Here is a 14,187-nt window from a genome sequence, read left to right on the forward strand (position 1 = left end):
GGGCACCGGCTCGCCGACACCGTGCTGGACCTGAGGGGTGTCGGCGAGCCGGTGCCCGACCCCGCGCCGCAGCAGGCGGAGTTCTTCGAGGAGGAGCCCACCGGGCCGCCGCGTCGGCCCGCGCCCGCGGGCGTGCTCTTCCTGGAGAACGGCGGCGGCAAGTCGGTCCTGCTCAAGCTGATCTTCTCGGTGATGCTGCCTGGGCACCGCAACACCCTCGGCGGGGCCAGCTCGGGCGTGCTGCGCAAGTTCCTGCTCGCCGACGACTGCGGACACGTCGCGCTGGAGTGGCAGCACACCCTCACCGGTGAGTGCGTCGTCGTGGGCAAGGTGAGCGAGTGGCGCGGACGCCAGGTCTCCAACGACCCCCGCAAGTTCGCCGAGGCCTGGTACTCCTTCCGGCCCGGCCCCGGCCTCAGCCTCGACAACCTCCCGGTCGCCGAGTCCACCGCCGTCCGGCCGCCCGTCGAGGGAGCCTCCGGCGCGCAGGGGCGCCGGCGCACCATGAAGGGGTTCCGGGACGCCCTCACCGAGGCGGGCAAGGCGTATCCGCACCTGGAGGTGCACTGGGAGGAGATCCACGACCGCTGGAACGAGCATCTGACCGACCTCGGCCTCGACCCCGAACTCTTCCGCTATCAGCGGGAGATGAACGCCGACGAGGGCGAGGCCGCCGGCCTGTTCGCGGTGAAGAAGGACTCCGACTTCACCGACCTGCTGCTCCGCGCGGTCACGGACACCCGGGACACCGACGGGCTCGCCGACCTCGTCGGCGGTTTCGGCAACAAGCTCGGACGCCGGGCCGAGCTGATCGCCGAACGCGACTTCACCGCCGGGTCCGTGGACCTGCTCGGCCGGATCGTGGAGGCCGCCGAGGCACGGTCACGGGCCCGCGACATCCACACGGCCGCCGAGCGGCGGACGCGCACCCTGGCCCGGCGACTCTCCGCCAGGGCCACCCGGGAAAGGGTCAGGGGCACCGATCTCGCCCAGCGGGTCACGGCCGCCGCGTACGCGGTCACCCACGCCGAGGGCGCCCGCGAGCGCAGCGCGCTGATCGCGGCGCAGCTCGCCTACCGGCACGCCTCCCTCGCGCTGGCCGCCGCCGAGAAGTCGGCCGCCGCTCAGAAACGGGAACTGGCCGACGCGCGCACCCTGCACTCCGCCTGGCAGGCCGCCGAGGCCGTGCTCAGGCACCGTGCCGCCGCCGACCGCGTCGCCCGTGTGGCCGCCGCCATCCAGGAGGCCGAACGGGACGCGGCCCCCGCCCTCGCCGCCCGCGCCAGGGCCGCCGTCGACCTCGTACGGGCCCTACACACGGCCGCCGAGAGCGCCGAGAACCTCGCCAACGAGGGCGAGGAGCGGTCTGCGGCTCTCCAGGAGCTCGGCGAGGCCGCCCACCGGGACTCCACCGCCGCCGCCACCGAGGCGCAGCGCGCCCGCAGCGAGATCGGGCACCTGAAACAGCGGCTCAGCGAGGTCGAGCAGGAGACCGCCGAGGCGGTCCGGGCAGGCTGGCTCGACGACAGCGCGCCCGACGCCGACCCGGCCAGGGCCGCCCTCGCCGCCAGCGACGCCGAGAAGACCGCCGTCGCCGCCTGGGACACCGCCCGGGAGGCCTCACGACGCGCCTCCGAGCACGCCAGGGAGGCGGCCTCCGCCGAGGCCCGCGCGGAGCTGACGGCCGCCCGCGCGGCCGACGCCGCCGTCGCCGCCGAGCGCGCGTACGACGGGGAGCGGCGCACCGCCGAGGCCCTCGCGGCGGAGGAGCGCCTCGCCGAACTGCTGAGCCTGCCGGGCGCCGCCCGCACGAACCGGGCCGGGGTGCCCGTACCCCGCGCCGCGGGCGACGGCCCCGGCGGCGCGGCAGCCGCGAGGCCCGCCGAGCCGGAGCGGACGGGGCCGGCGGACGGCGCGACCGATGGCCCCGGCGACTCCGGTTCTGCGGGCGACGGCCCCCTCACCCCCGAGGAACTGGACCGCTTCGCGGACGAGCTGCGCGAGCTGCTCGACGAGAACGTGTCCTCCGCGGAGCGCACCCTGTTCGAGCTGCGCACCGCCGCGGCCGACGACTCCCGCATCCTCGGCGCCCTCGGCGACGGCGGACTGCTGCCGCCGGGCCCCGACGTCCTGGCCACCGTCGAGTTCCTCGGCGAGCACGGCATCCCCGCCCTGCCCGGCTGGCGCTACCTCGCCCAGGCCGTGGACCCCGCCGACCACGCGCGCGTGCTGGCCGCGCGCCCGGAGCTGGTCGACGGCGTCATCATCACCGACCCCGACTCGCACGTCCGCGCCCGTGCGGCGCTCAGCGACGCGGCGCTGCTCCCGCGGTCCGCCGTCGCCGTCGGCACGGCCGCCGCCCTGCTGGCTCCGACACCGCCCCTGGACGCGGGCGACGGCACCTCGTCCGAGGTGTTCCTCGTCCCACCGAACCCGGCCATGCACGACGAGCGCGCCGCCGACGAGGAGCGCCAGGCCCTGCGCGCCCGCGCGACCGAGCGCGACGAGGAGATCCGGGCCCTCGCGGCCCGCCTCGGCAAGGACCGGGAACTCGCGGCGCGACTCGCCTCCTGGCGCACCGGCTGCCCGGCGGGCCGCCTCACCGAGCTGGCCACGTCGGCGGGGGAGACCCGCGCGTTCGCCGAGGAGGCCGAGGCGGAGCTGGCCGAGGCCCGGACCGTGCGGGCGGAGGCCGAGGAGGCGGCGGCCGAGGCCGCCCAGGTACGGGACGAACGCCAGGAGGCCGCCCAGAAGGCCCGGCGCGCCGCCGACGCCCTCGCCGGACTCGCCTTCCGGCTGCGGGAACGCGCCGGCTGGCAGGTCAAGCTCCGCGAACTCGCCGACGAGGCCGCGGAGTCCGAGGCCCGCGCCCAGGTCTGCCTGGAGCGGGCCCGCGCCGCCGACGAGGACCGCCGCGGCACCCAGCGCGCCGCCGACGACGCCCGCCGCACGGCCCGCGCACTGCGCGCCGAGCGCGCGGAGATCGCGGGCGCCCCCGACGACGTACCGGAAGCGGACACCGACGCGCCCAAGCAGCCCCTCGCCGCCCTCCGCGAGGCCTACCGCGCCGCCTCCCAGGTGTACGAGAAGGTCGGCGTGGGCGCCGATCTGCGCGCCGAGCAGGCCCGGTCCGAGAGCGACGAGAGCGCCGCCCGCGCGGAACTGGACCGGCTCAGCAACAAGGTCCGCAACCGCGCCGAGCAGCTCCTCCAGTCGCCCGACGGCTCCGACAGCCCGTCCCGGCAGGCCGCGGCGGCCCGCGCGGAGGAGCTGGTGCAGCTCCTGGAGACCCGCGTGTCCACGGCGAGCGAACAGCTGGGCCGGCTGCGCGGCGAGGCCGAACGGCACGCCCCCGAGGACGGCGAGGCCCACACCGAGCTGCCCGAGGAGATGGTCCCGCGCGACGCCGACCACGCCCAGGCCCTGCTGCGCACCGCCACCGCCGAACTCGCCTCCCGCACCGAGGCGCTGGCCCAGGCCCGCGAGGCCCACGCTGAGCTGCTGGCGGCCCACCGAGCCGCCGAGGACGCGGCCGGCGGCTTCGACGAGACGGCCGCCCTGCTCAGGGACCTCCTGCGCGACCACACCCCGGACGACGACCAGGAGGAACCCGAGCCCTACCCGGGTGAGCTCGAAGAGTCCCGCAAGGCCGCCGCCGAGGCCCGCCGCTCCCTGCGCGGCTGCGCCGCCGACCTCTCCGCCGCCGAGGGCGCGGTGCGCGAGGCGAGCGACATCCTCGTACGGCACGCCAACTCCACCCGCTACGAGCAGGTGCGTACCCCGGCCCGCCAGCAGATCCGTGAACTGCCCGCCTCCGCGCTGCCCGAGCACGCCCAGAAGTGGGCGGACGCCTTCGCGCCCCGGCTGCGGGTCCTCACCGACGAGCTGGCGCAGTTGGAGCGCAACCGCGAATCGATCGTGGACCGGCTGCGGGGACTGGTGGAGTCGGCGCTCGCGACCCTGCGCTCGGCCCAGCGGCTGTCCAGGCTCCCCGAGGGCCTGGGGGAGTGGTCCGGCCAGGAGTTCCTCCGCATCCGCTTCGAGGAACCCGACCAGGCGACACTCACCGAGCGGCTCGGCGAGGTCATCGACGAGGCGACCCGCGCGGCCGTCAAGAAGAACTCCGACATGCGGCGCGACGGCATGTCCCTGCTCCTGCGCGGCGTCAGCGCGGCCCTCCAGCCCAAGGGCGTCGCCGTCGAGATCCTCAAGCCCGACGCCGTGCTCCGCGCCGAGCGCGTCCCCGTGGGCCAGATGGGCGACGTCTTCTCCGGCGGCCAGCTGCTCACCGCCGCCATCGCCCTGTACTGCACGATGGCCGCGCTCCGCAGCAACGACCGGGGCCGTGACAAGCACCGCCACGCCGGCACCCTGTTCCTCGACAACCCCATCGGCCGGGCCAACGCGACCTACCTGCTGGAGCTGCAGCGGGCCGTGTCGGACGCCCTCGGCGTCCAGCTCCTCTACACGACGGGCCTCTTCGACACGACCGCCCTGGCCGAGTTCCCCCTGGTCATCCGCCTCCGCAACGACGCCGACCTCCGTGCCGGCCTGAAGTACATCAGCGTCGAGGAACACCTCCGCCCGGGACTGCCGCAGCAGCCCCAGGCGGGAGAGACGGTGCACAGCGAGATCACGGCGACGAGGATGTACAAGCGCCCCACGCCGCACCCTGCTTGAGAGAGGCCGCGCCCGGAGGGGCGCAGCCCCTCACAGGGGCGCGGGGAACGGCGCGAGCGGCCACGACGGACCCGCCGTCGCCCGCGCCCTAAAGCAGCCACCCCCTAGTAGTGCTTGGTCAGGTTGATATTGCCGTGGGTATGTCGCGGTGACAGGTGGGGCAGGCGCCGGTCCAGACCGCGAGGAGTAGCTGCAGTTCGCGGGCGACCTTGTAGAGGCTCAGGCCGGCGCCGTCTCTTTTGGGGACCGGGTGATGCGCTGGAGGGTGCAGAAGGCGTGTGCGACGGAGACGAGGGTGACGTGGTGGTGCCAGCCTCGCCAGGTGCGGCCTTCGAAGTGGGCCAGGCCCAGGGCCTGTTTCATCTCGCGGTAGTCGTGCTCGACGCGCCAGCGCAGCTTCACGGTGCGCACCAGGGTGGCCAGTGGGGTGTCGGCGGGCAGGCTGGACAGCCAGAGCTGGATGGGTTCGGGCTGGTCGGCGGGCCATTCGGCCAGCAGCCAGCGGACGGGCAGTTCCGGGCCGTCGCAGGCTTTGCGGATCTCGCGTCCGGCGGGCCGGACCCGCAGGGCCACGAAGCGGGAGTACATGCGTTTCAAACCGCTGCGGCCGCTGCCCGGGCGGGAGCCTTCCCGCCACTGCACCGGCCGGGCCGCTTGTTTGCCGGCCTCGATGACCAGCTTCTTCACCGCCTGGGCCGGCTCTGGATAGGCGGGCTGGGGCCGGGGGCCGCGACCTGCGTAGGGCAGGGTGTGCGGCTGTGCTGTTTCCGGGTGGGCGGTGGTCGTGGTGGAGATGCCGACCGCGTAGTCGAGCCCGCGTTCTTCCAGGCCGAGGCGGAAAGCTGCGGTATCGCCGTAGCCGCCGTCGGCGACGACGAGAGGGACATCGATGCCCCACGACCTGGTCTCGTCGATCATGTCCAGGGCCAGCTGCCACTTCTCCACGTGTCCGACGTCGGTGGGGATGCCGCATCTGGTGCGGCGGGCCACCTTGGCCGGATCGGCCTTCGGCGAGGCGGGGTCCCAGCTCTCAGGCAGGAACAGGCGCCAGTCGACGGCCGCCGACGCCGCGTCGGAAGCCAGGTGCAGCGAGACTCCGGCCTGGCAGTTGGTGACCTTGCCCGCGGTGCCGGTGTACTGCCGGGCCACGCAGGCCGAGGCGTCCCCGTCCTTGAGGAAGCCGGTGTCATCGACGATCAGCGCGGTCGGCTTGATCACGTGCTGCATCCGCCAGGCGAGGCGAGCGCGGACATGCGCCGCGTCCCACGGGCTGGTGGTGATGAAGTTCGCCAGGGCCTGCCGGTTGCCGTCCTCGCCCAGCCGGGCGGCCATCGGCTCCACCGACTTGCGCCGGCCGTCCAGCAGCAGGCCCCGCAGATACACCTGGCCCCACCGGCGCTGATCCGCCCGCGAGAACGGCTCGAACATCTCTGCCGCGAAGTCCTCGAGATCACACCGGACCGCGGCCAACTCCCCACCCATCACAACAGGTCAACGACACACCCGATCAAACGGACACGCCACCGGCGAATCAACCTGACCAAGCACTACTAGGCGTCGGCCTTCAGCAGATCCGCGCACTTCTCGCCGATCATCATCGTCGTGATGCACGGATTGACCGTCACCAGGTCCGGCATCACCGACCCGTCGGCCACCCGCACCCCCTCGACCCCCTTGACCCGCAGCCGCGCGTCGAGCGGCGCCGAGGGGTCGTCGTCCGCGCCCATCTTCACGGTGCAGGCCGGGTGGTAGACGGTGTTGTGCGTCTTGCGGATGTAGTCGAACAGCTCGGCGTCGGTCTGTACGTCGGGGCCGGGCGCCAGTTCGGCCCCCGTCCATCCGCTCAGCGCCGGCTGCGCGGCGATCCGCCGGGCCAGCCGCAGCCCGTACGTCATCACCCGCACGTCGTGCTCGTGGGTGAAGTACCGCGGGTCGACCTTCGGCTTGTCCCGGTAGTCGCGGGTGCGCAGCCGCACCGTGCCGCGCGACTTCGCCCGTGTCACGTTCGGCGTCAGACAGAACGCGTTCTCGGTCGTGGGGTAGCCGTGCCGGGCGGTGTTCATGTCGAACGGCACGGACCCGTAGTGGAACATCAGGTCGGGGCGGTCCAGGCCGGGCTCGGTGTCGTAGAAGATGCCCGCCTCCCACCACTGGCTGGACGTGGTGGTCATCGGCTGCGCGGCCTCCCACATGATGACGCCCTCGGGGTGGTCCTGGAGGTTCTCGCCGACGCCCGCCGAGTCGACGACCACGTCCACGCCCACCTCGCGCAGGTGCTCGGCGGGTCCGATGCCGGAGAGCATCAGGAGCTTCGGCGTGTCGATGGAGCCGCAGGAGACGATGACCTCGCGCCGGGCCCGGACGGTACGGGTGTGGATCTGGTCCGGGTCGAGGTACTCGGCGCCGACACAGCGCCGCCCCTCCAGCACCAGCTTCTTGGCGCGGACGCCCGTGCGGACCTCCAGGTTGGGCCGCTTGCCCATGATCGGGTGCAGATACGCCACCGAGGAGGACTGCCGGATGTTGTTCTCGTCGGAGTTGATCTGGAACCAGTTGGCGCCCCGGACCACCGTCGTACCGGAGTTGAAGGGCGTCGTGGGTATCCCGGCCTGGGAGCACGCCTCCAGCAGCGCGTTTCCGCACGGGTCGTCGCTCTTGAGCGTGCGGAGTTTCACCGGGCCGCTGCGGCCGTGGTGGTCACCGGGAGCGTCGTTGTTCTCCAGCCGCCGGTAGAGCGGGAAGAGGTCGGCCGCGGACCAGCCCGTACAGCCGGCCGCCGCCCAGTCGTCCAGGTCCTCCGCGGGGGCCCAGAAGGCGATGCAGGAGTTGTGGGAGGAGCAGCCGCCGAGGACCTTCGCGCGGGCGTGCCGCATGAAGCTGTTGCCGCTGGTCTGCGGCTCGACGGGGTAGTCCCAGTCGTAGCCGGACTCCAGCAGGCCCATCCAGCGTTCCAGTCTCAGGACGGCGTCGTCGCCGACATCGCTGGGTCCCGCCTCCAGGACGCACACCGTGACCGACGGGTCCTCGGACAGCCGGGCCGCGACCACGTTTCCCGCGGTGCCGCCGCCGACCACGACGTAATCGAACTCTTCTGGGCTCATGGGGAGTTGTCCTCCTTGCGTTGCATGCGTCCCCGGCGGATCGGCGCAGGGGGCCGCGCGTTGCGTGCTGTGTCCGGTCCCGGTGAGCGGGGCCCTGCCGGTGGCCCGGTCCGTCCATGACCGGGTCGGTCCGTCCATGACCGGGTCGGTCAGTCCGCGACCGGGCTGGTCAGTCCGTGACCGGGCTGGTCAGTCCGTGACCGGGTCGGTCAGTCGGCCGCCGAGGAGGCGACGGGCGGGGCGGGGGGTGTCGTCGGCCCGGACGGCTCGGTGGCGGTCGTGGTGGCCGTCACGGCGTGCTCGGCGAGCACCCCGGTCTTGTGCCGCTGAACGAACCAGTAGTAGGCGAAGCCGCCGCCCGCGATGAGCCCGACGAAGAGGACCGCGCCCCAGCGCAGGTACCAGTGGAACGGCTCGGTCGCGTTGTAGACGGACGCCCGGGGCCAGATCAGGTTGAGGGTCATGCCCGCGCCCCACAGGACGGCGAGGGCGTTGACGAGGACGCCCCAGCGGCCCAGGGAGAACCTGCCGTCGCCCGCCGGCTGCCACGTGCCGCGCAGCCGCGCCACCAGCATCGGCACGGTGACGCCGAGGTAGGCGAGGTAGATCATGATGATGCCGATGCTGGTCACCACGGTGAAGATCTGCGGCTGGCGGATGTTCACGACCAGGATCGAGAGGGCCAGCACGCCGATGATCACGGCCGGGAGGACCGGGGTCTGGAAGCGTGGGCTGACCTTGGCCAGCAGCGAGGACGCGGGCAGGTTGTTGTCGCGGGCCATCGCGAAGGCCAGACGGATCGCCGCCGTGTGCACGGCGAGCGCGCACACCGTGACGGCGATCAGTACGCACCAGAGCATCGCCTTGCCGGCCGTCGGGCCGAGCACGTCGAGCACCACGTACTGCAGACCGTCCGTGGACAGCTTCTCGCCCTTCAGGCTGGAGACGCTCATCAGCGCCAGCAGCAGGATCAGGCCGCCGAGGACGAAGGAGGCGACGATCGCCCGGATGATGGCGCGCGGAGCGTTCCGGGACGGGTCCAGTGACTCCTCACCGAGCGAGGCGGCCGTGTCGAAGCCGTACATGACGTACGCCGACGCCAGCGAGGCCACGAGGAACGCGCCCAGGTACCCGGCGCCGCCGTACCCCTCGCCGGTGCCGTTGGTCTCCAGCACGACCTGAGGCCCACGCGTGATGTGCACCGCGAACAGGGCGATCAGCACCACGGTGGCGATCAACTCGATGAACACGCCCGCCGTGTTGATCGTGGCCATCAGCTTCACGCCGAAAGCGTTCACCAGTGTGGTGAACAGGATCAACACCGCGGCCAGGATGACCGCGTTGGTCGCCACGTCATAGGTGCCGGTGCCGTCCCCGACGAACTGGAACACGTCGGAGATCTGCGGCAGCGTCAGCTGGTAGGCGAGCGCCACCGCCGCGATCGACACGATCGACGCGGTCAGCATCATCCAGCCGGCGAGCCAGCCCAGATGCGGATTGCCTATCTTCTTCGACCAGTTGTAGACGGAGCCCGCCACCGGGTAGCGCGCCGCCAGTTCGGCGAAGCAGAGCGCGACCATGAACTGGCCGACGAACACCATGGGCCACGACCACCAGTAGGCGGGGCCGCCGCTGCTGTAGCCGAAGTAGAACAGCTGGAAGGTGCCGGTGAGGATCGAGATGTAGCTGATCCCGGCGGCGAAGGTGTGGAAGTTGCCGAGGGTGCGCTTGAGTTCGGGCTTGTAGCCGAACTCGGCGAGTTCGGCGTCGTCGTTCGATTTCTGTGGTCCGGTCGGTTGCTCGATGGTCGTCATGAGCGGACTCCTGGGGGGCCTCGAGGAAAGGGGGAGCGGCTCTTACGGGTGCCGGGAGAGGGCCGGGATGGGGCCGGAGTGAGGTGCCCGTGGGCACGGGCAGGGAGGGGGACCGCATCCGCGGGACACGGAAGAGGAGTCATGCCTACGCCTCAAGTCCCCCTCGTCACAAGGGAGTTACGCGAACCAGCCCTGCGGCGCCGGATCCGTGTTGCGCCAGATGTGCTTGGCCTCGCGGTACTCGGCGAGCCCCGCGGGCCCGAGTTCACGTCCGAAGCCGGACTGCTTGTAGCCGCCCCACTCCGCCTGGGGGACGTACGGGTGGTAGTCGTTGATCCACACCGTGCCGAGCCGCAGCCGGGCGGCCACCCGCCGGGCCCTGGCCTCGTCCGTCGTCCAGACGGCGCCGGCCAGGCCGTAGATCGTGTCGTTGGCGAGCCGTACGGCCTCCGCCTCGTCGCTGAACCTCTCCACGGTCAGCACGGGGCCGAACGACTCGTCCTGGACCACGGACATCGTGCTCGCGCACTCGTCCAGGACGGTCGGCGGATAGTAGAAGCCCTGGTCGTACGCCTCACCCGTGGGCCGCTCGCCGCCGCAGCGCAGGACCGCGCCCTCCGCGACGCCCTTGGCGACGTACTCCTCGACCTTCGTGCGGTGCGCCGCCGAGATCAGCGGCCCGGTCTGCGCCCGCTCGTCGAACGGGCCGCCCAGCCGGATCCGCTCCGCCCGGCGCACGAGTTCGTCGACGAACCGGTCGTGCAGCGCGTCCTCGACCAGCAGCCGGGCGCCGGCGGAGCACACCTGGCCCGAGTGCAGGAAGACGGCGGTGAGGGCCATGTCGACGGCGGTGTCGAAGTCGGCGTCGGCGAAGACGATGTTCGGGTTCTTGCCGCCCAGCTCCAGCGCGACCTTCTTCACGCTCGCGGCGGCGTTGCCCATCAGCCGCCGGCCGGTCTGGAGGCCGCCCGTGAACGAGACGAGGTCGACGTCCGGATGCTCGGAGAGCGGGGCACCCGCCTCGGGACCGGCGCCGAGGACCAGGTTCGCCGTGCCCGGCGGCAGCCCGGCCTCCTCCAGCAGCCGCATCAGATGAATCGCGGTGTGCGGGGTCAGCTCGCTGGGCTTCAGCACGAAGGTGTTGCCGGCCGCGAGCGCCGGGGCGACCTTCCAGGCCGTCTGGAGGAGCGGGTAGTTCCACGGGGTGATCAGCGCGCACACCCCGACCGGCTCGTACACGACCCGGCTGTCGACGCCGTCCTGCCCGGTGTCCACGACCCGGCCCGTCTCGGCGGTGGCCGCGTGACCGAAGTAGCGGAAGCAGTTCGCGATGTCGTCCATGTCGTACTCGCTCTCCACCAGCCGTTTGCCGGTGTCGAGCGACTCGGCGCGGGCGAGCGCGGCCTTGTCGCGTACGAGCAGGTCGGCGACCCGCAGCAGCAGGGCGCCCCGCTCGGCCGCCGGGGTCGTGGGCCACGGGCCCTCGTCGAAGGCGCGACGCGCGGCGGCGATCGCCTCCACGGTGTCCTCGCGGCCGGCCTCGTCGACGACGGCGACCAGGCTGCCGTCGGCGGGACAGCGGATCTCACGGGTCCGCCCGTCGAGCGCGCCACGCCACGCTCCGCCGATGAAAAGTTCGGGCATGTCTCTCGTTCCTCCTGGTCAGCGCCGTGCTGGCGCCCTTGCGGCTGAGCGCCTAACCGGAAGACCGCGTTCTATGCCGACCAACCGGCCAAATGTGACGGTTGACACGTCCGGTCGGAAAGAACGGCAGAAGGAACCCGCGCGGACGCCCCGAGGGAGCCCCCGGAAGGCGCACCGCGAGGAACACGCGCGGCGCCGAAGGAGCCCCGGAAGGAGGCGCACCGCAAGGAGCGCGCGAAGAGCCCGCTACGGACCCGCACGGTGCCTGTGGAAGCAGCACGCGTGGGGCCCGCACGGAGCATCAGGAGGAACGAGGAGACCGGCCGCACCCCTACGGGTGCGAGAGCTGGCCGGCGCCGCCGCGACGGCGTATGCGCGCCTGCGTACGCTCCGCCACGCGCGCCTCACGGCGGGCCCGCCGCCGCTCACGGCGCAGCGCACGCGCGGTGCTGCTGGGGGCCGACACCACGCCGTTGCGCTGGCTCCACACCTGCCGGGTCACCCAGACGTCCAGGACGCCCCAGGTCGCCGCGATCGTGCTGGCGACGCTGCTCAGGACCATCGGGAACGCCAGCCAGGAACCGGCCAGGGTGGACAGGACCGCCACCATCGCCTGGACCAGCGTCACCGCGATGATGAGGACCGCGCGCACCGCCGCCGTCCGCACCGGGTCGGGCAGTCGGCGCCTGCGCGCCGGCTCCTCGATCCACAACGCCCGCTCACGCATGCGCTCTTCGTCCCTTGCGGCGTCCTTCTTCGCCTTCGCCGTGACACCCTCGCCCGCCCCGGGGTTCCGCTCGGACGCCCGAACGGCCTTCGCCGCCGTCTGTGGTGTCACCGTGTCCTTCTCGAGCGCCACTTGCCGCTCCGCCGTGCCCATCAACTTGTCACTCCCCACCGCCGGTGGACCAAGAGCTCCGGGATCACGAGACCCGGCCCCCCTCTGGTGCCCGACTTCCTCCGAATTACGCCACCCGGGGGCGGCTTGCGGGGCCTGACGCCCCTTCCGCACCCCGTTCCCGTAAAGAAAGACGATCGAGGAACGCCGAAAGATTCCCAAGGAACGCAAAAATCCGGCCAACCGGCCAACTTCCCCGACGGGATGCCATGGGTTCAACTGCCCGACAGGGGGAGGCAATCTCCCCCAATGAACGGACAACTCCCCATGTCTGGTTCGCCATGGGCGAGTGGTGGGTTCCGACGGCTCTTCGAGATACCCCCGTGTCGGTAGTAGGCTCACGCCGTTTGTTGACGCACATGTGTGCCCCCGGGCCGGCGGGGGTTGAGCTGGGGGAGGCCATGCGCTTTCGCGGGAAATCGATCCGCCGGAAGATCGTGGCGCTGTTGCTCGTGCCCCTGATCGCCCTCACCAGTGTCTGGGCGTTCGCCACGGTGCTGACGGGCCGTGCGGCGAGCGACCTCTTCCGAGTGGCCGACATCGTCGAGGAGATCGGCTTCCCCACCGAGGACACCATCCGTGTCCTCCAGCAGGAACGCCGCCAGACCCTCGTCCTCCTCGCCGATCCGCGCGGCTCCGACGCCGCCGAGGCCCTAGAACGCAGCCGCACCGCCACCGACAAGGCCGTCGCGGAGTTCCGCGACCATGCCACGAACGCGGAACTGCGGGACGAGATGGGCGAGTCCACCGCGCTGCGGCTCACCACCATCCTGAACGCACTCGACGGGCTCCCGGCCCTGCGCACGGGCGTCGACGACGGCACCGTCACCGTCACCCAGGGCCTCAACTTCTACAACGAGTTGGTCGACCCCTGCTTCGCCCTCCTGTCCAACCTCCCCGCGCTGGACAACGTGGAGATGGACAAGCAGGGCCGCGCCCTGGTCAACCTCGGCCGCGCCCGTGAGCTCCTCTCCCGCGAGGACGCCCTGTTCAGCTCCGTCCTCGTCGCCGGCCGGATCAGCCGCGACGAGATCCGCGACTTCTCCGACCTCGTGGCCCAGCGGACCCTGCTGTACGACATCACCCTGCCGCTGTTGCCCTCCTCCGAGCGCGACCGCTTCGCCGGCTACTGGCGGAACGCGAACACCGCGCCCCTGCGCTCGGTCGAACAGGACGTCATCGGCTCCGTCGCCGGACAGCGGGCGGGCGTCAGCGCCAAGAGCTGGGACAGCGCGGTGGAACCGGTCCTCTCCGACCTCCGCGACCTCAGCATCGAGGCGGGCGACCGCTACCAGGACCGGGTGCGCCCCCTGGCCACCGGCGTCATCCTCAAGGCCGTAGTCGCCGGAGTCCTCGGTCTCTTCGCCCTGCTGGTCTCGCTGTTCATGTCCGTCCGCATCGGCCGTGTCCTCATCCGCGATCTGCGCCGACTGCGCCAGGAGGCCCACGAGACGGCCGACGTGCGCCTGCCCAGCGTGATGCGCAGGCTCGCCGCGGGCGAACAGGTCGACGTCGAGACCGAAGTGCCCCGCCTGGAGTACGACAGGAACGAGATCGGTGAGGTCAGCCAAGCCCTCAACACCCTCCAGCGGGCCGCGGTCGAGGCCGCCGTCAAGCAGTCCGAGCTGCGCAGCGGCATCTCCGAGGTCTTCGTCAACCTCGCCCGCCGCAGCCAGGTCCTGCTCCACAAGCAGCTCACCCTCCTCGACACCATGGAGCGGCGGACCGACGACACCGAGGAGCTCGCGGACCTGTTCCGCCTCGACCACCTGACCACCCGTATGCGCCGGCACGCCGAGGGCCTGGTCATCCTCTCCGGCGCCGCCCCCTCCAGGCAGTGGCGCAAGCCCATCCAGCTGATGGACGTCGTCCGCGCCGCTGTCGCCGAGGTCGAGGACTACGAGCGCATCGAGGTCCGCCGACTGCCGCGGGTCGCCGTCACCGGCCCCGCCGTCGCCGACCTCACGCATCTCGTCGCCGAACTCCTGGAGAACGCCACGGTGTTCTCCCCGCCGCACACCGCGGTCCAGGTCCTCGGCGAGCGCGTCGC

General features: G+C 72.2%; 7 protein-coding genes. 2 read left to right on the forward strand and 5 right to left on the reverse strand.

Annotated elements, in window-relative coordinates; translation table 11 throughout:
* Positions 1-4,680 (forward strand): hypothetical protein (locus AOK15_RS12505; protein WP_055515910.1); only part of this gene is annotated, 4,680 nt, incomplete at its 5' end.
* Positions 4,681-4,899: 219 nt separating this feature from the next.
* Here the strand turns inward: AOK15_RS12505 and AOK15_RS12510 are convergent.
* From AOK15_RS12510 to AOK15_RS12530, 5 genes are all read right to left on the reverse strand, one after another.
* A complete protein-coding gene (locus tag AOK15_RS12510) occupies positions 4,900-6,162 on the reverse strand; it encodes an IS701 family transposase (protein WP_167738814.1) in 1,263 nt (420 codons plus the stop codon).
* 68 nt (positions 6,163-6,230) lie between these two features.
* Positions 6,231-7,781, reverse strand: coding sequence for a GMC family oxidoreductase (locus AOK15_RS12515; RefSeq protein WP_055515913.1), 1,551 nt, complete (start codon positions 7,779-7,781; stop codon positions 6,231-6,233).
* Between the two features lie 209 nt (positions 7,782-7,990).
* Positions 7,991-9,595 carry an APC family permease gene (locus AOK15_RS12520; RefSeq protein WP_055515916.1) on the reverse strand — a complete coding sequence of 535 codons (1,605 nt, stop codon included), beginning with the start codon at positions 9,593-9,595 and terminating at the stop codon, positions 7,991-7,993.
* Positions 9,596-9,772: 177 nt separating this feature from the next.
* Positions 9,773-11,239 carry an aldehyde dehydrogenase family protein gene (locus AOK15_RS12525; RefSeq protein ID WP_055515918.1) on the reverse strand — a complete coding sequence of 489 codons (1,467 nt, stop codon included), beginning with the start codon at positions 11,237-11,239 and terminating at the stop codon, positions 9,773-9,775.
* A 331-nt stretch (positions 11,240-11,570) separates the two neighbouring features.
* Complete coding sequence (locus tag AOK15_RS12530; RefSeq protein ID WP_055515920.1) at positions 11,571-12,119, reverse strand: hypothetical protein; 549 nt, start codon at positions 12,117-12,119, stop codon at positions 11,571-11,573.
* 419 nt (positions 12,120-12,538) lie between these two features.
* Between AOK15_RS12530 and AOK15_RS12535 the strand changes: the two genes are divergently transcribed.
* On the forward strand, positions 12,539-14,187 hold a 1,649-nt coding region (locus AOK15_RS12535; RefSeq protein WP_157870231.1), incomplete at its 3' end, for a nitrate- and nitrite sensing domain-containing protein.

This window comes from Streptomyces ossamyceticus, from assembly GCF_001418475.1.
Classification (GTDB): Bacteria; Actinomycetota; Actinomycetes; order Streptomycetales; family Streptomycetaceae; genus Streptomyces; species Streptomyces ossamyceticus.